Source organism: Methanospirillum stamsii, from assembly GCF_003173335.1.
GTDB lineage: Archaea > Halobacteriota > Methanomicrobia > Methanomicrobiales > Methanospirillaceae > Methanospirillum > Methanospirillum stamsii.
The window spans coordinates 1-19,303 of sequence record NZ_QGMZ01000027.1; the positions used below are offsets into that span (position 1 = coordinate 1).

The 19,303-nt window shown below is 44.8% G+C and carries 18 protein-coding genes; 10 read left to right on the forward strand and 8 right to left on the reverse strand.

Annotated features, from left to right (window positions below; translation table 11 throughout):
• Positions 1-171 precede the first annotated feature (171 nt).
• The 10 genes from DLD82_RS12235 (at position 172) to DLD82_RS12285 (ending at position 11,243) form a co-directional block, all read left to right on the forward strand.
• Complete coding sequence (locus DLD82_RS12235; protein ID WP_109941413.1) at positions 172-1,173, forward strand: TIGR00341 family protein; 1,002 nt, start codon at positions 172-174, stop codon at positions 1,171-1,173.
• A gap of 90 nt (positions 1,174-1,263) precedes the next feature.
• Complete coding sequence (locus DLD82_RS12240) at positions 1,264-1,950, forward strand: nitrite/sulfite reductase domain-containing protein (RefSeq protein ID WP_245920438.1); 687 nt, start codon at positions 1,264-1,266, stop codon at positions 1,948-1,950.
• 4 nt (positions 1,951-1,954) lie between these two features.
• Entirely contained in the window at positions 1,955-2,293 is a 339-nt protein-coding gene (locus tag DLD82_RS12245) for a cupin domain-containing protein (RefSeq protein WP_109941415.1), read from the forward strand.
• A 787-nt stretch (positions 2,294-3,080) separates the two neighbouring features.
• Complete coding sequence (locus DLD82_RS12255; RefSeq protein ID WP_245920439.1) at positions 3,081-5,015, forward strand: NADH-quinone oxidoreductase subunit 5 family protein; 1,935 nt, start codon at positions 3,081-3,083, stop codon at positions 5,013-5,015.
• Positions 5,012-5,860, forward strand: a complete 849-nt coding sequence (locus DLD82_RS12260) for an NADH-quinone oxidoreductase subunit H (RefSeq protein WP_109941417.1) — start codon at positions 5,012-5,014, stop codon at positions 5,858-5,860. Before DLD82_RS12255 ends, DLD82_RS12260 begins: the two co-directional genes overlap by 4 nt.
• A gap of 5 nt (positions 5,861-5,865) precedes the next feature.
• A complete protein-coding gene (locus tag DLD82_RS12265) occupies positions 5,866-6,312 on the forward strand; it encodes an NADH-quinone oxidoreductase subunit B family protein (protein WP_109941418.1) in 447 nt (148 codons plus the stop codon).
• Positions 6,309-6,698, forward strand: coding sequence for an NADH-quinone oxidoreductase subunit C (locus DLD82_RS12270; protein WP_109941419.1), 390 nt, complete (start codon positions 6,309-6,311; stop codon positions 6,696-6,698). Before DLD82_RS12265 ends, DLD82_RS12270 begins: the two co-directional genes overlap by 4 nt.
• Positions 6,691-7,770 (forward strand): hydrogenase large subunit, encoded by a 1,080-nt coding sequence (locus DLD82_RS12275; protein ID WP_109941420.1) that lies wholly within the window; start codon positions 6,691-6,693, stop codon positions 7,768-7,770. The genes DLD82_RS12270 and DLD82_RS12275 overlap by 8 nt, the downstream gene beginning before the upstream one ends.
• Before the next feature lie 5 nt (positions 7,771-7,775).
• A complete protein-coding gene (locus tag DLD82_RS12280) occupies positions 7,776-8,138 on the forward strand; it encodes a 4Fe-4S binding protein (RefSeq protein WP_109941495.1) in 363 nt (120 codons plus the stop codon).
• 243 nt (positions 8,139-8,381) lie between these two features.
• On the forward strand, positions 8,382-11,243 hold the full coding sequence (locus DLD82_RS12285) for a PAS domain S-box protein (RefSeq protein WP_109941421.1): 2,862 nt from the start codon (positions 8,382-8,384) through the stop codon (positions 11,241-11,243).
• Between the two features lie 58 nt (positions 11,244-11,301).
• On the opposite strand, the gene DLD82_RS12290 is transcribed toward DLD82_RS12285, so the two are convergent.
• The 8 genes from DLD82_RS12290 to DLD82_RS12325 all read right to left on the reverse strand — a co-directional run bounded on the left by DLD82_RS12290 (position 11,302) and on the right by DLD82_RS12325 (position 19,298).
• Positions 11,302-11,958 (reverse strand): V-type ATP synthase subunit D, encoded by a 657-nt coding sequence (locus DLD82_RS12290; RefSeq protein WP_109941422.1) that lies wholly within the window; start codon positions 11,956-11,958, stop codon positions 11,302-11,304.
• A 4-nt stretch (positions 11,959-11,962) separates the two neighbouring features.
• Positions 11,963-13,363, reverse strand: coding sequence for a V-type ATP synthase subunit B (locus DLD82_RS12295; protein WP_109941423.1), 1,401 nt, complete (start codon positions 13,361-13,363; stop codon positions 11,963-11,965).
• The gene (locus DLD82_RS12300) at positions 13,345-15,099 is read right to left on the reverse strand and encodes a V-type ATP synthase subunit A (protein WP_109941424.1); all 1,755 of its coding nucleotides are present in this window, start codon (positions 15,097-15,099) and stop codon (positions 13,345-13,347) included. Before DLD82_RS12300 ends, DLD82_RS12295 begins: the two co-directional genes overlap by 19 nt.
• A gap of 1 nt (position 15,100) precedes the next feature.
• Complete coding sequence (locus DLD82_RS12305; RefSeq protein ID WP_109941425.1) at positions 15,101-15,421, reverse strand: V-type ATP synthase subunit F; 321 nt, start codon at positions 15,419-15,421, stop codon at positions 15,101-15,103.
• Positions 15,414-16,463: a V-type ATPase subunit gene (locus DLD82_RS12310; protein ID WP_146199785.1), complete on the reverse strand. Its 1,050-nt coding sequence runs from the start codon at positions 16,461-16,463 to the stop codon at positions 15,414-15,416. The genes DLD82_RS12305 and DLD82_RS12310 overlap by 8 nt, the downstream gene beginning before the upstream one ends.
• Complete coding sequence (locus tag DLD82_RS12315) at positions 16,456-17,049, reverse strand: V-type ATP synthase subunit E (RefSeq protein WP_109941427.1); 594 nt, start codon at positions 17,047-17,049, stop codon at positions 16,456-16,458. The genes DLD82_RS12310 and DLD82_RS12315 overlap by 8 nt, the downstream gene beginning before the upstream one ends.
• 35 nt (positions 17,050-17,084) lie before the next feature.
• Positions 17,085-17,303 (reverse strand): ATPase, encoded by a 219-nt coding sequence (locus tag DLD82_RS12320; RefSeq protein WP_109941428.1) that lies wholly within the window; start codon positions 17,301-17,303, stop codon positions 17,085-17,087.
• Between the two features lie 81 nt (positions 17,304-17,384).
• Positions 17,385-19,298 carry a V-type ATP synthase subunit I gene (locus tag DLD82_RS12325; protein WP_109941429.1) on the reverse strand — a complete coding sequence of 638 codons (1,914 nt, stop codon included), beginning with the start codon at positions 19,296-19,298 and terminating at the stop codon, positions 17,385-17,387.
• Positions 19,299-19,303: the final 5 nt, after the last annotated feature.

Genomic DNA, 19,303 nt, shown 5'->3' on the forward strand with positions numbered 1-19,303 from the left:
ACTGGAGGTTACAGTTTTTCATGAGTTAAGCATGAGGCGGAGCCTCATGGGTGTTTTTTTATTTTTCTCTGAAAATTCAGAAACAACTGCCCAATATAGGACCAACAAAGAGAAGGGCCTACTCTGATGCCAATGCAATGATATCTGATAAACCCATATCATCCATTGAGTATGCTTGAAGAATTTATCAGAGTTAACCGGTTTGACCAGGCATATCTTCCAATATTACAGAGAAAACTCTGTTTTGAAGGAGAATGTGCAAGTAACGGATTTCTCAATTATGCAGTCCTCCTGACACTGGCAACAATCATCGCGACGTACGGAGTAATTGCAGGCTCTACTGCAACAGTAATTGGAGCAATGATAATCTCACCACTGATGACACCCATAATGGCAACTACTCTGGCTATTGTTCTGGGTGATACTCACCGGGCAAGTCGCTCCATGATAATGGTACTAGCCAGCGTGATTTTTGTTATTCTTATAGGAGCACTTATCACCTCAAGTATATCTCCTCTGGCCATCGATTTTCAACAAAATCAGGAGATAGTTTCAAGGACAGCACCAGATATGTTTGCCCTTTACGTAGCTCTTGCTTCAGGTGCAGCAGGCGCTTATGCAGTCAGTCGTGAATCAGTCAGCGATTCACTCCCGGGTGTTGCAATTGCAATCTCCCTTGTTCCTCCTTTGAGCGTTACAGGGATTTCTCTTGCGAAATTCCAATGGACCGATGCATTAGATTCATTCCTCCTGTTTCTCACAAACCTTTTTGCAATTTTAGTATCCGGAGGCGCAATATTCTGGCTTTCAGGCATAAATCCGGGCCAGATGGATAAAAAGCGAACGAAACGAAGAAAACAAGCATTCAGTGTTGCTATCATATGTGTAATCCTCATCTCAATTCCTCTTTTCATATCAGGATATGAAACTCTGGACGTATCTCATAAGAATAAGGAGGCACAGGATATCACAAAAGAATGGTTGTCCAAAACAACCTATGAAATAAAAGAATTCAGCCTTCGCAAACAAAACCTTACTATGCAGATAGCTGGTTCTGGTCCACTCCCTCCCCTTGATACGTTACACCAGAATCTTGATGCGCATTTTAATACACCAATTGGAATAGAAATAAAGGCAATACCCATTGAATTCCTGCATTACCCAGCTGAATAACCTATTTTTTCCTATACCTGCAACAAAAAACTTTCCAGTGAGGACACATTTATGTGTACATTCAAACTATTATCAGAGGGAGGAGATTTTTTGACAGGGAAGACAAATGGAGCAATATTACAACGTGATGGGAAATCATATGCAATCATGACAAACACTCCGGCAGGCTTGGTAAAACCTGAAGAACTTGAACGTATTGCCGCAGTCGGAAAAAAATTTCACATACCATTAATGAAAATTACTTCCGGACAGCGGATTATTCTTGCCGGTATTAGCTCTGATGATGTACCCAATGTTTTTAAAGAACTCGGGGACCTTGCAAAGCCGGACCTGGGCCCCTGCGTAAAATTTGTACAGGGATGCCTGGGAACAGAGTCCTGCAAATGGGGAGCACAGGATTCTATCGGTTTTACTAAAGTGATAACAAAAAAAATGGAGACCCAGACATTTCCGGCAAAAATAAAAATCGGTATTTCCGGATGTCAGCGATGTTGTAGTGAGAGTCAACTTCGCGATATCGGCCTTATTGGAACATCCCGGGGATGGATTGCTCTTTTTGGTGGAAATGGAGGGAGAAAACCACGGAATGCAGATCCCATTGCATATCATCTATCTGCTGACGAGGCATGTGACCTGGTGCAGCGTCTGCTTGATTATTACAAAAACCATGCAAACCCTCAGGAAAGGACTGCAAGATTTATGGAGCGTATAGGTATGGAAACATTAAAATCTGATTTGTTGTCAATGATTCCTTATATCTCACTGGATAAGGTGTAGAAGAATGATAATTACCGATGTCTCACAAGTCGTATCCGGACCAAATCCCCATCACGTTGATGCCAGAAAAATCTTTGATTCCCCTCATGCCATGGCAGTAGTCATAACACTCCAACCAGGGGAATCTCTGAAAAAACATATGACTCCGGTGGATGTCTTCTTTTATGTTCTGGAAGGCACCGGAATCGTTGAAATCGGCGAAGAACGGGCAGAGGTAACGAAAGATAAACTGGTTGAAAGCCCGGCCAGGATCCCTCACCGGTGGATAAACCAGAGCACTGAAGTTTTCCGGGTTCTTGTCGTAAAAGTTCCAAAACCGACTGAAGAAACGAAATTACTCTGAAATTTCCCGTTTTTCAGAAAAAAAGATAAGAATTCTCACGTGGAAATCCACCATCCACCTTTTAGAACCCGGATCTCAAATAAAGTAACCTTCCCTTCTTCCCCCCGTTCGGTAATATAACAATCAGTATTGCGATAAAGGAAGGGAATCATTTGATCAGGAATACCGGAAAAAACGGCGTGATGGGGAATACCAATGGATATATGACTTTAAGTTCGTTAAGTGGGACATTGAAGGATCCATACCACAAACTACTCTCCTGAACGGTTACCCGACATTCAGGCAGTATACTATTCCTTAACGCGAACCTGCAAGGGTCAGATGAAAAATCTGAACATTGCCACAAATGAGATGGATCTCAATTTTGATAATGATCGACATTTCAATAGAGCCACGCTATTCCCTTTTCACACCTATCCCTTACTATTACTAACCCTCGTTCACACACCCAATAGCACCCCCATATAAAATCCAGATATTTGCAGATCATCGTAAATGAGTTGATTATCAACCTTCAATTTTTCTGCGTGGCCGGATTTATATTGAGATATGTAAATAAATGCTAATTTGGAAAAAAAAGGTCAAAATATAATTTTTGATGAAACATAAACTGAATATACCAGAGTATTCCCCCATAAGAGGGAAAATATGGATAACGGACAATAAGATTATCGACAATTAAGAAAATTTCGATTTTAAACATGAAAATCAAATTAAAAACACATAAATTACCCTCGTATCCATTATGATTCCCACTAACGTTCATGATAAATAATGATAAATATCCATGCTCTCAAACGTAAGATACATGGAGCTGCTCATCTTCCTGATACTCTTTCCTCTTCTGATTGCCGGCCTGATTACTCTCATTCACGGTGAAAATTTCAGAAGGGGAGCGGTAATTTGTGGAGCAGTCCTCGTGGGGATTGCATCACTTTTTGCACTTATGGGAAGTGTCACCAGTCATCCGATATTTTACTCTGTTCCGGTTGGTATCATAGGGATACTCATCTTTATCGGTGACATTGCCATAAGCGGGTATATCATATTCGTAAGTACTAAAGCCAGACAATATCTTGTCACAGCCATAACCATCATTCAGCTCATCCTCCTTTGTGCAGTTGAATACCTTGCACTATCGGATCATGCAACAATTCCGGAACTGTTCCTGGATCAGCTTTCTGGAATCATGGCTGCAATCATTGGCATTATAGGTGGTCTGATATGCGTATATGCACTCGGATATATGCGTGAATACCATACAGAACACCCGGAAAGACCGGATAAGAGGCCACAGTTCTTTGGAATCATGTTTCTTTTCCTGTCGGCCATGTTTGGCGTGGTATTCTCCAACAACCTGCTATGGCTATTTTTCTTCTGGGAAATCACCACCTTATGTTCATATCTTCTCATCCGTTACCCGGAGACTGATGAAGCCATTAAAAATGCATTCAGGGCTCTTCTCTTTAATCTTGTCGGGGGTGCATGTATCCCCATCGCGTTCATTGTGATTTTTCTGTCCCATGGATCTGACCTCATCGGTCTTCATGAACTGGTGGTTGCAGGACCGGGAATTGCGCTCATTCCGGCTGGACTCATTGGAATCGCTGGCCTCGCGAAATCTGCACAATTCCCCTTTTCATCCTGGCTTGTGGGAGCAATGGTTGCACCAACCCCGGTATCTGCCCTTCTTCACTCCAGCACAATGGTAAAAGCAGGAGTGTATATTATTGCCCGATTTGCCCCGGTCTTTGAAGGGCAACTCATCGGAATTCTGATAGCACTGATTGGAGGTGTCACCTTCCTTGCTGCATCAGCGATTGCAATATCTCAAAGCAATGCAAAGAAAGTCCTCGCTTATTCAACTATTGCAAACCTGGGTCTTATCGTTGCATGTTGTGGTGTCGGAACTGCAGAAGCGCTATGGGCAGCAATACTCCTCATAATATTCCACGCAATCGCAAAATCCCTGCTCTTCCTCTCTGTTGGAACTGTTGAACATCAGATTCACAGCAGGGATATTGAAGATATGACCGGACTTGTTACAAAAATGCCAAGAATTACCATGATAATTCTGATTGGAATTGCTGGTATGTTTCTTGCACCGTTCGGAATGCTCATTTCTAAATGGGCCTCCCTTCATGCCTTTGTAGAATCTGTTCCCCCGTTCGGAATTCTCCTGGTCATCATCATCGCATATGGAAGTGGCATTACAGCATTTTTCTGGGCTAAATGGATGGGAAAACTCATCGCTGTAGGAGAGCCACAGCAAAAAGACGAATCACACATCCCAAAATCTGAAAAAAATATCCTCTATATCCTGTCTGCCCTAACGATAGGGGTCTGTTTTGGTTTTCCCATAATATCATGGTACCTGATAGAACCCTGGCTACAGAACATCTACCAGTCAGTTACAGAACTAATCTCCCTCAGCAATATCGAGATCATGTTCATGATGCTGTTTTTAGTGCTTATTATGCCATTTTCACTCGCCAGGTTCTCCCGGTCTGCTTCACGGGTTCCCCGGTACTTATGCGGTATTCCGGAAAGCAGGAGCACGGAATTTATTGGCAGTTGTGGAATAACAAGAGAGATTGAACTCTCAAATTATTACCTGGACAAAATATTTGGTGAAGAACGCCTCTCCCGGATAAGTGTGGGAATTGGCATCTTCCTGATTGTCCTGATTCTGAATATCATTATTGTCGGAGGTGGCCTGTGAACCCGTTCCTTGCAGCAGCAGTATTTATCATCCTTGCACCGGTTGTAGGCATACTTATCACCGGACTGGATCGTATCCTGACCGCACGTATGCAGGGACGGGTAGGACCACCAGTCCTTCAGCCCTGGTATGATATCAGAAAGTTGATACAGAAAAAGCAGGTGGCAGTCTGGGGAGCACAGAGCTTTTTCATCTTCTGTTATCTGATCTTCATCATCTTCACCGGTGCTCTCTTCTTTGCCGGAGGGGACATCCTGCTGGTAATATTTGCATTCACCCTGGCCCATGTCTTCCTGGTTCTTGGTGCGTACGTTTCATTTTCACCATATGCCCACATTGGAGCCGAGCGTGAACTTATCCAGCTGATGGCGGTAGAACCAATGATTATCATTGCAGCCATCGGCCTGTACCAGGTAAATGACTCCTTCCTCATCGGAGAGATGGCAGATCATCCCGGAATGCCCATTCTTCTCCTTCCCGGAGTATTTTTAGGGTTTATCTATATCCTGACATTTAAACTGAGAAAATCACCCTTTGATCTGGCAACGTCACACCATGCCCATCAGGAACTGGTAAAAGGAAGTACCACGGAGTTTTCAGGCAGAACCCTTGCGATGGTAGAACTTGCCCATATCTATGAGCTCGTCGTGATGCTCGGGTTTATCTGGCTCTTCTTTGGTGCTAATCTCATCCTGTGTGCACTCGCAATTGTTGTCATCATGTTCCTTGAAATTCTCGTTGACAACTGCACCTCAAGAGTAAGGTGGCAGGATGCCATGATCAGTGCATGGTTTGTCACCCTTGTAGCCGGAGCAGGAAATATATTTGCACTTTCAATCATGTGAGAATTATGTCATACCTACAGAAATCACCCTGGATAATTCATTATGATGCCTCAAGCTGCAATGGCTGTGACATTGAAGTACTGGCCTGTCTGACACCACTTTATGATGTTGAGCGGTTTGGAATTCTCAACACAGGAAATCCGAAACATGCCGATATCTTTGTAATCACTGGCGGCGTCAATGAAATCAACAAGGAAGTTGTGAAAAACATTTATGATCAAATGCCCCACCCGAAGGTCGTCGTTGCCGTTGGTATCTGTGCATGTTCCGGCGGGGTATTCAAAGAATGCTATAATATTTCGGGTGGTGTTGCAACCGTCATACCCGTTGATATTTATGTACCCGGATGTGCAGCACGACCCGAATCTATCATCGATGGTATCGTGCAGGCTCTTTCCATCCTGGAACAGAAAAGAAACAGTATGAAAACCGGTGTGGAGGGAACAGCATGAAACAGCCGGATCAAAAAGTTGAGACAATTCAGGTGGAAGAACTTATTCATCGGGTTCACAGTTTCCATGACGATGGATATCGACTCGTTCAGATAAGTTGTGCACAGGAAGGAGATGCATTTGAGGTGACCTATAGCTTTGATAAAAATCTCAGTATTTCTCATATCCGGATCCCTGCAACCCCTGAAAACCCGATTCCAAGTATATCAAAAATTTACCTTGCCTCATTTGTGTATGAAAATGAAATCGCGGATCTCTTTGGAATCCCATTCAGCGGGATTGCAATCGATTATAAAGGGACCTTTTTCAGAACCAGCGTACCCCATCCGTTTGGCACATCCCAGATAACAGTGGTGAAAAAGAAACCGGAGGAGCAGCATGAGTAAAAAAATAATTGTCCCGTTCGGACCACAGCACCCGGTACTTCCTGAACCAATTCACCTGGACCTTGTCCTTGAAGATGAACGGGTCATTGAAGCAATTCCTTCAATCGGATATGTGCACCGTGGCCTTGAAAAACTGGTAGAAAAACGGGATTATAAGGATTATGTCTTCATATCAGAACGTATCTGTGGGATTTGCAGTTTTATTCATGGAGCAACCTATTGCCAGGCGGTAGAGCAGGTAATGGGCGTTGAAATTCCACGCCGTGCTGAGTTCCTTCGTGCCATCTGGTCAGAATATTCACGTATGCATAGTCACCTTCTCTGGCTTGGATGTTTTGCAGACAGCATGGGGTATGAAAACCTCTTTATGGACTGTTGGAAAGTCAGGGAAAAGATTCTTGATGTTCTTGAACGAACAACCGGCGGCCGGGTCATACAGGGAGTCAACCGGGTAGGTGGTGTCAGCAGGGACATGGATAAAGAAGAATTAAACAGGATTAAGAGCGAGATCCCTGGATTAAGGGCAGACTATGTTGAACTGACCCGCATCTTTGACGAAGACCTGACCGTTCAGTCGAGGACAAAAGGAATTGGCATGCTTCCAAAAGATACAGCATGGGAACTTGGAGCAGTAGGCCCTACAATCAGGGGCAGTGGACATGCAGTTGATGCCCGAATGACCGGATACGGTGCCTATGATGAACTGGACTTCAAACCGGTTGTCAGAACTGAAGGGGACTGTCATGCCAGATGTATGGTACGGACAGGAGAACTTTTCACCTCATTAGATCTTATTGAGAACGCCATCGACCGGATACCGGAAGGAGATATTATTGTCCCGGTGAAGGGAAACCCGTCCGGAGAATACTATGCCCAGACAGAACAGCCACGGGGAGAAGTCATCCATTATGTAAAAGCAAATGGAAAGAAAAACCTGCTCCGTCACCGGGTCAGAACACCAACACTAGCAAATGTTCCTGCCCTTGTCCAGATGCTTGCCGGATGTGAACTCGCCGATGTGCCGGTTATCGTACTGACCATTGATCCCTGTATCGGCTGTATGGAGCGGTGATTCTCATGAAAGTAGGAGTTATGGCCCTAAACGTCCTAAAAAACCTTATAAAAGGTCCAGCTACGATAAGATATCCCTATCAGCCGGCAAAGGTGACGCCGGTAACCCGTGGCCACCTGGTTATCAATATTGAGAACTGTATTTTTTGTGGTCTTTGCAGAATGCATTGTCCGGCAGATGCCATTGAAGTAAACAAGCAGGAACGAACCTGGCAGCTCAATCAGTTCCAGTGTATTATCTGTGGAAACTGTGTGAGTTACTGCCCAAAAGACTGTTTATCTATTAAGCAGACTTATCTTCCGCCTTCAGCATCGGCAACGTATGTTACAATTACAGGACCTGAACCGGAGACGAAAGAGAATCCATAAGACCGAAAGGGTCTGATTATCTCTCATAACCTCTTTTGCCGGTTCTGGAAAGACCATTACCCATCAAGCAAAATTTTTCGGAGGGAATACTGAAACTCTCCGATTCTTATATAAACTTTTTTGGCAGATATACCCTTTATTACCATAGCCAGATAATTGCTGGAAAATTATTGACAGTTCTATTCCTCTTGTATAGGACGAAATTGTGCAGTTGTTTGTATCAGAATGTAAAAGGGATAACCGATGATTGAATCTCTTGATGTAAGGACCCTGATCCTCATTCTTACTCTGGGCCATGCCATTGCTGCCCTTCTCCTCTTTTTTTCCACCCTAAAACGGGCACAGATCTACGATACTGTCTTCATGATCAGTATGGCCCTCCAGGCCGCCGGGTGGATGCTTCTCTTTTTCAGGGGGACAATATCAGATATTCTCTCGTTTTCCCTGGGCAACACGCTGATATTCTGCGGATTCTGTCTGGAAAACATCGCTCTTCTCTCCCTTGTCCGGACGGTTAACAAACACTGGCTCCAGTATTTTGCAGCAATTCTTGCCCTCTCCATTTTCATCATATGGCTCCCCCTCACCGGGCAGAACCAGAATGTGGGGATCGTTTCATTTGTTATCCCGCTCTTTTTTCTCTTCCCAGGAGTTTTCCTCGTCTTCTCCTCTCCGCGACCAACGCCCCTGCAACAGTTCACCGGAAGCATCCTTCTCTTTTATAGTACTGCAGTCATAATCCGGGGCATATCTCTCCTTGTAGCAAAAGATTACAGCCTTCTAACGCCCACATTCTTCCAGATCCTATTTTTATCCGGTCAGTTTGTTATAATGGCACTTGCATCTACGGGCTATATTCTTATAAGAAGGGAGATAGTGAGCTCAGATCTTGAGGATGAAATTTCAGATCGCCAGGTAATTGAAGAGGAAGTAAGAAGAAAATCAGATTTACTCAAGGAATGGGTAAAAGAGTTAAACTGCCTGTATGAAGTTTCACGCCTGATTGAAACTACCCCACGGGATAAAGATCTATTCAGTGCATTGGTGAATGAAATTCCTGCGGGATGGAGATATCCAGACTTGACTTGTGCCAGAATTACCATAAATAGCAGGGAATATCCCTCAAAAGGTTTTCAGACAAGTGGTATAAAACAGGAATCTGTCCTGACCATGTATGGTAAAACAGTTGGTTCCATTGAGGTCTTTTTTCTGGGAGATCCGACGATTTATGGAACAGAACCATTCCTCCCCGAAGAATCAAGTCTGATCATCGCTCTTGGTGAACGAATCAGCAGGATGATGGAACGCCATTGGTCAGAAGTAACACTCCGGGAGAGTGAGGAGCGGTTTCGCCGGCTCCTTTCCCGCTCATTCGATGCAGTAGTTATCCATCAGGATGGCAGGATCGTGATGGCTAACGATTCTGCGGTGCGTATTGTAGGAGCATCAAATCCAGATGATCTGATAGGGAAGCAGATTATCGACCTGGTTCATCCTGATTATCGGCTGGCCGTTGCCGAGAGGGTACAGGAGATGCTCGCCTCAAAGGAGGGAACCGTGCCTCTCATGGAAGAGAAATTCCTCCGACTTGATGGGACTCCTATCCCTGTTGCAGTCATGGCCACTGCAACACAGCATGAAGGAAGGCCGGCGGTCATAGTCGTGTTCCGTGATATCACCAGACAGAAAGAAGCAGAAAAAGCACTTGAAACGGCAAACCAGTTTTCAGATACTATAATCGACAGTATACCGGGAATTTTTTATGTATTAGATGAACAGGGGCATTTTGTCCGGAGAAATCCACACCACCAAATTATAACCGGTTATTCAGATGAAGAACTGCACAATATCACGGCTCTGGACACCATCGCACCTGATGACCGCGATTTAGTTGCCGGAATAATCCAGAAGGTGTTTAGAGAGCAGGGTTTTACCACTACAACAGTAAACATCCTGACAAAAGACGGCAGAAAAATCCCTTACCTTCTGGGAGGTCTCACTATGACGTTAGCCGGAAAGAAGTACCTGGTTGGTACCGGTATTGACATCACAAAACAGGTCCAGGCACAAGAGGCACTCCGGGAGAGCGAGGAGAAGTTCCGGACAATGTTCGAAAATATCCAGGACTTCGTATATCGGGCCGATATGGACGGGAACTTCACTATGGTCAACCCGGCAGGAGTCCGGATGCTAGGGTATGAATCAATGGACCAGATGATTGGTCTGCCAGTTACGGACGTATACGCGAACCCAGAAGACCGGAAAACCTTTTTAGATGCCTTAAGCCAGAACGGCTCGGTGTCCGGGTACCCAATCATCTTTAAATCCCGGAAAGGGACGAATCTTCACGTGATAGCCAGCAGCCACTTATATTATGACGAGAACGGTGTCCCTATTGGGGTGGAGGGTGTTCTTCATGATCTGACGGATCTGCACCGGGCAGAGGAAGGCTTACGGATGGCTAATCATAAACTCAACCTCCTCTCCTCAATCACCCGCCATGATATTATGAACCAGCTCCAGGCACTTCATGGTTACATCCATCTCAGTACTGATTCACTTGAAAAGCCCGAGACGCTTGCCGACTATTTGGCCAAGGAAGAAATAATTGCCCTGAATATTCAACGACAGATAGAATTCACCAAAGATTATGAGGATCTGGGAGTAAAATCTCCGGTCTGGCAGGATGTTTCAAAGCTGCTCCACAATGTTTCACTGGCATTACAACTGCAGGATATTCGGTTGTTAATTGAATGCCCGGGTATTGAAATTTTTGCAGATCCTCTTCTTTATAAGGTTTTTTACAATCTTACCGATAATGCACTTCATTATGGCGGTGGGAAGATGACAAGTATCCGCCTCTTTGCATACCCTCAAAGTGAGGATCTCATTCTTATCTTTGAGGATGATGGAGAAGGCATCAGTTTTGAAGATAAACAAAAACTCTTCACCAGAGGTTTCGGGAAACATACCGGCCTTGGACTCTTCCTTTCCCGGGAGATCCTCGCAATCACCGGTATCACGATAATTGAGAACGGTAAACCTGGAAACGGAGCCAGATTTGAGATAACGGTACCAAATGGGAAGTGGCGGGCTCTTCAGTGATGATTGTTTCATTGTTTTCATCACTAGGACTAATGTCCGGAAATCATTTTTTTTTTGGTTACGAGACAGAAGCCATTAATTTTTTCTTTTTCTTCCGTTCAATCAGTTTTTTTACTTTTTTCAGCCTGAACAGATCCTCCCGTTCCCGTTCCTCGATACTGAACCGGATATACTTTGCCTGCTCTTTAAGTTCCGGAATGATTATCTGATCAAGAGCATTAACCCTTCTCCGGTTCATCTGAATCTCATTTCCAAGCCGCCGAAGCGTGGTTTCTGTCTCAGCGAGACGGATGATCATATCCATCTCGGCTTCAAACTTCTCAGCAGCCTCATTGATCCTACTGCTTGTCCCGATAAGACCATACCCCCGTTCCATCACATTCAAAGCAACACTCTTCTTCTGAATAACCGGAACCGGAACACCCATGATATTTTTTCCGGCAATATCTACCATTATCTGCCGTTTTGTTGCATATGAAGCGGATTTTACCGCGACCGGATCATCCACGGCCTCTGCAACGAGGAGAGCTAGATCTGCCTCTATGGCAAGCTGTTCAAGCCCTTCCCTGGACTCGGAAAAGTTGACCATTATCTTAAAAAATTCCTGAATAAGTGCCTCCATTTTTTCCTTGAGAAGGTCACGACCCTGCTCTGCCAGCAAAATCTGGGACCGTTTCTTCATCAATTCCATCCGGGTCGGATGCACCTGTTCCATGAAATTATCCTCCGGAAATAATAAGAGTCCGGTATTTTTCGATATATTCTTCTTTTATCCGCTTGAGTGCTTCATCAGGGAGAAGACCGAAGAGTTCCCAGGCAACCTGAAGGGTTGTCTCAATGCTCCGATCAACATTGCCCTGGGAAATAAACCGTTTCTCAAAATGATCTGCAAACTTCAGGTAATTCCGGTCAAGGTCCGATAGAGCTTCTTCTCCGACAATGGCAACAAGCCTTCGAAGGTCTCTGCCATAAGCATAAGAAGCATACAGCTGATCTGCAACATTACGGTGGTCTTCACGGGTCTTATCCGGACCGATGCCAAGGTTCATGAGCCGTGAAAGACAGGGGAGAGCATCTATGGGAGGATTTATTCCCTTCCTGAAGAGATCACGTGAAAGAACGATCTGGCCTTCAGTGATGTAACCCGTGAGGTCCGGAACCGGATGGGTGATATCATCGTCAGGCATGGTCAGGATGGGAATCTGGGTGATAGAACCACTGCATCCTTTTATCCTGCCTGCCCGTTCATAAATTGTTGCAAGGTCGGTATACATATACCCGGGATACCCCCTCCGTCCGGGGATCTCTTCCCGTGCAGTTGAGATCTCACGGAGGGCATCGCAGTAATTGGTCATGTCGGTCAGGATGACAAGAACTTGAAGATTATGGGTATATGCAAGAAACTCTGCTGCTGTAAGAGCACACCGGGGTGTTGCAATCCGTTCTATGGTCGGATCATCTGCAAGGTTGAGGAAGAAAACTACCCGTTCAAGGGCACCACTCTCCTCAAACTCTTTCATGAAAAACGATGCTTCCTTGTAGGTAATTCCCATCGCTGCGAAAACAACGGCAAAGTTTTCTCCTTCTCCAAGTACTTTTGCCTGTTTGGCAATCTGTGCTGCAAGCAGGTTTGCAGGAAGACCTGCACCGGAGAAGATAGGAAGTTTCTGCCCTCTTACAAGGGTATTTAATGCATCAATCGCGGATATTCCGGTCTGGATAAACTCTGCAGGTTTATCACGGGAATAGGGATTAATTGGCATTCCGGCAATGTCGAGTCTTGCTTCAGGGATAATTGCAGGCCCTTCATCACGTGGCCTTCCAACCCCGTCAAGTACTCTGCCGAGCATATCAAGCGAAACGTCAATATGAGGAGACTGCCCGGTAAAGCGAACCGTTGTCACATCACTGTCTATACCCCTTGTTCCTTCAAAGACCTGAACAATGGCAATATCTTCAGAAATATCAAGGATCTGCCCGGTTCGTGTCTCACCATCAGGAAGTGTTATCTGTGCCGTTTCTCCAAAAGAAATCTGTTTTGGACGCTCAACAAAGATAAGAGGGCCGGACACATAATTTACCGTCTGATAATCAACGGTAATCAGGCTGCCGTGCTGCATGTCTGCACCTCCAGGTTTTCGGTCTGTTCCCAGACCTTATCACTCAAAGCCTTGATTCTATCAGGATCTTTTTGTTCTTTCATCCGGGCGATCTCTGAACGTGCAGAGATGGAAAGAAGCTGCCTTACCGGAACTCCCCGACGCATCGCAGCCCTAACAGCATCATAATACCAGATTATTACCTTAAGCATCCAGTACTGCTTTTCAAGCGGACAGAATGAATCATCATCACTATACGCACTCTGCTGAAGGAAATCTTCCCTGATAATCCTGGCAACCTCAAGAACCACCTTCTCTTTATCCGGAAGAGCATCAGGTCCGACCAGCTGAACAATCTCCTGAAGTTCCACCTCTTTTTGCAGGAGATACATCGCCCGGCCCCTGAATTGGTACCAGTCACGTGCAACCGTTTCAGAAAACCAGTCCTCCACATCCTCTAAGTACAGGGAATAACTTCGAATCCAGTTAACAGAGGGGTAATGCCGACGATATGCAAGATTTGCATCAAGTGCCCAGAAGGTTCCGGCTATCCGGAGGGTATTCTGGGTGATTGGTTCAGAAAAATCTCCGCCGGGTGGTGAAACAGCACCGATAATCGTAACCGAACCGGTCTTCTCTTCTGTCCCGGCACAGTTTACCCGTCCGGCCCGTTCATAAAAAGCTGCAAGCCTTGTTGCCAGATATGCCGGATATCCCTCTTCTCCTGGCATCTCTTCAAGTCTTCCGGAGACTTCACGAAGGGCTTCACCCCACCGGGACGTTGAATCTGCAAGGAGGGCCACGTCATATCCCATGTCCCGGTAATATTCTGCAATGGTAATTCCGGTATAAATGGAAGCTTCTCTGGCTGCAACCGGCATGTTCGAGGTATTGGCAATCATTATCGTCCGCTCGATAAGCGGATACCCGGTCCTGGGATCGGTCAATTCAGGAAATTCGGTGAGTACATCGGTCATCTCGTTTCCCCGCTCACCACACCCGATGTACACAACCACCTGCGTATCTGCCCATTTTGCAAGGGTTTGTTCTGAAACCGTCTTTCCGGTACCAAATCCTCCGGGGATCATGGCTGTTCCTCCTTTGACAAGTGGGAACATCGTATCAAATACCCGCTGTCCGGTAAGGAGCGGAACCTCCGGGTCCAGTCTTTTAACAAACGGCCTTCCCTTCCTGACCGGCCATCGCTGAAGCATCGGGATTTGTGTACCATCAGCAAGGACACAAACAGGTTCGGTTACCGTGTATTCTCCGGATGTAATGGTCTTAATCTCACCAGATATGCCGGGTGGCACCATGATAAAATGAACCAGGTGAAATTCCTGAACCGTGCCGATAACATCACCCTGACTCACCATTTCTCCGGGTTTCTTCACCGGAGTAAAAACCCACTTCTTCTCCCGGTCAAGTCCCGGGACCATGATACCTCTCTGAATATAATTCCCGCTTTTTGCAAAAAGGGCAGGGAGAGGCCTTTGTACACCGTCATATATCGATGCCAGCAGTCCGGGCCCAAGTTCAACAGAGAGAGGAACTCCGGTGTTTTTCACCGGCTCGTGAATCAGAAGGCCGGTCGTGTCCTCGTAGACCTGTATAACTGCCTCATCTCCTTCCAGACGGATGATTTCTCCGGGAAGTGCAGCAGATCCCACCGAGACGACATCATACATCCGCGATCCGGTCATCTTTTTTGCAGTAATTACAGGCCCGGAGATCCGGGCTATTGTTCCGGTTATCATGTTAACTCCTCATCACCACATTATACCCGATTGCTCTGCGTAGCAGTCGTTCTACATATCCGCTCACTTCATCTCCTTTCCGGGGTGCCGGTATTGGAATAATGACCGGGTGATAACAGCGTTCAACCTGTTCATAGAGACTTTTATCAAGATTTGCCAGAAAATCCTCCCGGATTGCGATAATACCGGTTTCTTCTTCATGTAACAGAGACGAGAGAACCTGAGATGCTTCATAAGAATCTTCAGCCTCTAAAACATCAGAACCAGCAAGTCGAAACCCGGTCGCAGATTCCGGATCAGTGATGACGACAACCTTAAACATAGACCATCTCAGCCTCCATCTCCTCCGGTGAAATCAGGGCATTTTTACACCGGGCAATAATTCGCAGATTCATGATTTCAGTGTATTTTGCCCACAGAAACCCGATTACTACGGTGACTGAGAGAGGATCTCCGCGGTACAGGCGTACTGCATGCCGAATCATGTATTCATCAAGAAGATGCTGATATGCAGAAATCTTAAGATTGTCACCTTCAGTGCTCCGAAGATCTTCCAGAAACCGGTATGGTGTCCCCTCAAGTGATTCAATAACTCCGGCAACAGATCCCAGTTTAAGCATTACCCGGAGTTTTTTCAGGTTAAAAACCCTGCCTCCCTCCAGCAGGATACGTTCTCCATCATCAGGATCAATGTCATCTCTGACCATCATCAGAATCGATTTTAGATTGATGAGATCAATTTCCGTCTGAACAAGTTGCCTGATAATCTGTTCTTCAGTAGATTTCCCCTGCACAAGACCGATTACCCGCTCATAATAGAACCTATCAAGGGCGTTTTCGAGAATAATAAGGTCTGACTTCTCGGTATATTCAGGAAATACTTCAGTAAGCGGAGCTGCATAACTGACATCAAACGTTGCAAGAAGATCAATTACACTCCTGATATCTGGTTGCTTTAAGAGTTCTGATAAAAGAGCTTCATCGAATTCACCGGCAGGAATAAGGTTTTCCCTGATCTGCCCTGATGGAACATAGATTCTCTTACCCCGCAGTATGGTTTTAAGATTATGAATATCCCACCTGGATGAAAAGATGGCAATATAACGCTCACTTTTCTCTCCTTCCAAAAAACCCTTTATCTTCTGGATTGTCCGAACAAAATTTTGCCGGAGAGCCTCTTCTATCCCTGACAAACCTGGTTTTAAAACAAGTGCCCGTTCCAGATCTTCACGGTATGGGGTATCTTCAAGGGCTGTAATCAGGGAACTGATATCAGGTTTTAAAATCAGATTGCTCAGGCTGCCTTTGTCAAGTAATCGTGAATACATCCCTTTTACCCGTGCATTGACGTACCCGTTATCCATCAGGACCCCCAAGGATTAGACTGATAATCTCAAGGGTGTCCTGATTCCGGATTTTTGAAAGCCGGCTTTCCAGGGTGTTATCAGCCTTGATTTTTCCATCCGCAGATGTTCCACAAAGACCTCCAATGGTAGTGAGATCCTTTACAATAATACAATTAAGACCTGTTTTTGTAATAATCTCATTGCAAAGTGCTGAGTCACGTGGATCAACATGAAGAACAATATCTTCACCTACAAGGGCATCTGTAACTTCCCGGACAAAGCCTGCAAACAGAGAAGAATAAACCGGGTCAGATCTGATTGCCGAAAGAGAGTGAAGTGAACCTGAAAAAGCATCGTCAATGAGTTTTTGGCGTACTAAACTTATTTTCCGCTTTACATCCTGACGGGCCAGAAATTTTTGCCGGTTGGATTCAAGGGCCAGATCACGTTTTGCTTTTTCCATATACTGGGCATGGATTGCAGATGACTCTGTTTCAGCTTCCCGAAGAACAGCTTCTACTTCACGTTCAGCATTCCTGAGAACTTCCAGCTTTTTTTCACCCGCTGCTGACTCTATAGACTTAATCAGGTCTTCATATGCCATTGCTTCCCTCCCCTGTGAATATGGTTACAGGCTGATTATTCAACCATTATGATGATCATTGCGGCGACGACGAATCCTAAAATAACGAGCGTTTCAGGAATAGCCTCAAGAACTATGACTATACCTGCTGATTCAGGACGTTCTGCAACGGTTCCTGCTCCTGCTGCACCAATTTTTGACTGGGCAATACCAGTCGCAATTGCTCCTCCTGCAAAAGCAATTGCAGCGCCAATAGGGACTTCCCATCCTGTCATGATAACCTCCAACGATTACCTTATCCCCTGTATATTTATATATTGTGGTTTGATCAGCGATCCGTACCATTTAAAAAAAGATTATAATCGTTCTTTTCCAAAAGGGCGATAGGGAATTCCTCCCCCTTCGTAAAACTTGGAGAAGAACTCTACAACATGAAGACGAAGTGAATGAATTGAGGGACTGAACATTGCAAGAAGAATATTGAGTGCATGGAGAAGAATTGCAATAATTATACCGACAATGAGTATTCCAATTTCATGTGCCAGCCGGTTGGCTACGAGTGCAAGAATCACCGATGCAAGTCCGATTGCCATCAGACGGGCATATGACATGATATTTCCAATAGTTCCCATGATTTCAATCACTCCGCGACTTCCACCGCCATAAATCAGGCCAATAACAGATATCAGTAGCAGGATGAAAAGAAAAATCTGTACCGACTCCGGAACATGACCTGCAAAGGAAAGAACAAGGAGAAGTATTGACGATATTGCACCAAGCATTCCAACCTTTTCTACAATATGCTTTTTTTTATGGTGTCTTGCTGCATTGTAGATACCTAAAGATAACCCAAGATAGACATGAAATACTCCGATGCCAATAGTTAGGACGAGTAATGGAATAATTGCCTCAATCCGGTTCCATGTAACACCAAACAGGGTGAGCGGGTGGAGCCAGCCCATGTGTTCCGCAAAATCCCCAAAAAATTCCCCGAATACATATCCAAAGATAATAGTAGGGATAGATGAGATCATAAGAATGGCCATCATCTGCTGAATCCATGCAATCTCCTTAAAATGGAACCTGACTACCAGACTAAAAATCAAAATGATGAGACCATACCCTATATCCCCCACAATCAGCCCGAAAAAGAGAGGGAAGAAGATAGCAATGATTGGTGTCGGGTCAATTTCACGATACCTTGGAGGCTGGACCAGGTTCATAAAAAATTCAAATGGCTTGGCCCAGAACGGATTATCAAAATAAACCGGAGCAGAATCTTCAGTTTCTTTCTCCACCTCAAGTTCATTAACCACTACCGCATCACCAAAAGATACATGCAAGGCCTTTTTTATTGCAGGCAGACTCTTTTTTGGTATCCATCCCTTTACAACAAAAGTGTAATCAGTCTGACCGAAATTTGAATACGCACTTGTTTCTTCAAGAAAATCAGAGAGCAAGGTTTTTAGTGTTATAAGATCAGAATACCACCGGGTTGAAATCTCCCGGATTTTTTCGGATATTTCAGAAATTTCTAAAGTAATAGCCTTTTTATCTGCCTCAATGAGAGTAAGTGCATCATCAAGAGGCATATTTGAATATTCCTGTGGGATACGCACTTCATTGACGTTTTTAGAGTAGAGGAAATCATGTACCTTTGATGCATATTTTTTACTAAAAACGGTGATTACAGCGATATTTTTTTCATCAAGGTCGGCACTGATAAACTCAAACTGGTTTCTCGTGATTTCTGAAATGAAGGGACGAATTATCTCAAGGACTGATTCATACTCTTTCTGAATGATAAGGATAGTAACTTCAAATCCCTCAAGAATGGGAAGCTGCTGCTCTAGGGGGGAGATTTTTTTAATTATTTTTTCATACCGGAGAAGAGTAGTGTACCGGACATCAAGGTCTCCTTTCCGGGTTTCAAGCGACCGCAGTCTCTCTTCAAGAGAATCACAAAGAGATGTGGCAGTTAATTTTAATTCATCATAAGAAAGACCGGCATATTTCTCGATGAAAGGGCTTTTTAGTTGTTTTTTTGCATCAACCGGCGTTAGAATCTGGATCTGACCCTTGATTCGAACCAAAAGAGATAAAACCTCATCCGCATTAAAAGAATCAAGGGGCCCGATTGGCATCTGCGTAAAAGACTCAGTTTTTGCATCTTCAAGATGAAGTGAACCAGCCTGGTATAATACATCAATGATTCGTTGATAATCCCTTTTCGGGCCCACAACCAGAACCTGTTTCATCTTCTGTAGCATGATTA

What these genes read in the sequence shown, in the direction of transcription:
- DLD82_RS12310 (WP_146199785.1), bottom strand. Translation starts at nt 16,463, where the DNA reads ATGGATAACGGGTACGTCAATGCACGGGTAAAAGGGATGTATTCACGA.
- DLD82_RS12290 (WP_109941422.1), bottom strand. Translation starts at nt 11,958, where the DNA reads ATGGAACAGGTGCATCCGACCCGGATGGAATTGATGAAGAAACGGTCC.
- DLD82_RS12270 (WP_109941419.1), top strand. Translation starts at nt 6,309, where the DNA reads ATGAAACAGCCGGATCAAAAAGTTGAGACAATTCAGGTGGAAGAACTT.
- DLD82_RS12235 (WP_109941413.1), top strand. Translation starts at nt 172, where the DNA reads ATGCTTGAAGAATTTATCAGAGTTAACCGGTTTGACCAGGCATATCTT.
- DLD82_RS12245 (WP_109941415.1), top strand. Translation starts at nt 1,955, where the DNA reads ATGATAATTACCGATGTCTCACAAGTCGTATCCGGACCAAATCCCCAT.
- DLD82_RS12300 (WP_109941424.1), bottom strand. Translation starts at nt 15,099, where the DNA reads ATGATAACCGGAACAATAGCCCGGATCTCCGGGCCTGTAATTACTGCA.
- DLD82_RS12315 (WP_109941427.1), bottom strand. Translation starts at nt 17,049, where the DNA reads ATGGCATATGAAGACCTGATTAAGTCTATAGAGTCAGCAGCGGGTGAA.
- DLD82_RS12285 (WP_109941421.1), top strand. Translation starts at nt 8,382, where the DNA reads ATGATTGAATCTCTTGATGTAAGGACCCTGATCCTCATTCTTACTCTG.
- DLD82_RS12320 (WP_109941428.1), bottom strand. Translation starts at nt 17,303, where the DNA reads ATGACAGGATGGGAAGTCCCTATTGGCGCTGCAATTGCTTTTGCAGGA.
- DLD82_RS12295 (WP_109941423.1), bottom strand. Translation starts at nt 13,363, where the DNA reads ATGCAGCACGGCAGCCTGATTACCGTTGATTATCAGACGGTAAATTAT.
- DLD82_RS12255 (WP_245920439.1), top strand. Translation starts at nt 3,081, where the DNA reads ATGCTCTCAAACGTAAGATACATGGAGCTGCTCATCTTCCTGATACTC.
- DLD82_RS12265 (WP_109941418.1), top strand. Translation starts at nt 5,866, where the DNA reads ATGTCATACCTACAGAAATCACCCTGGATAATTCATTATGATGCCTCA.
- DLD82_RS12325 (WP_109941429.1), bottom strand. Translation starts at nt 19,298, where the DNA reads ATGCTACAGAAGATGAAACAGGTTCTGGTTGTGGGCCCGAAAAGGGAT.
- DLD82_RS12275 (WP_109941420.1), top strand. Translation starts at nt 6,691, where the DNA reads ATGAGTAAAAAAATAATTGTCCCGTTCGGACCACAGCACCCGGTACTT.
- DLD82_RS12305 (WP_109941425.1), bottom strand. Translation starts at nt 15,421, where the DNA reads ATGTTTAAGGTTGTCGTCATCACTGATCCGGAATCTGCGACCGGGTTT.
- DLD82_RS12280 (WP_109941495.1), top strand. Translation starts at nt 7,776, where the DNA reads ATGAAAGTAGGAGTTATGGCCCTAAACGTCCTAAAAAACCTTATAAAA.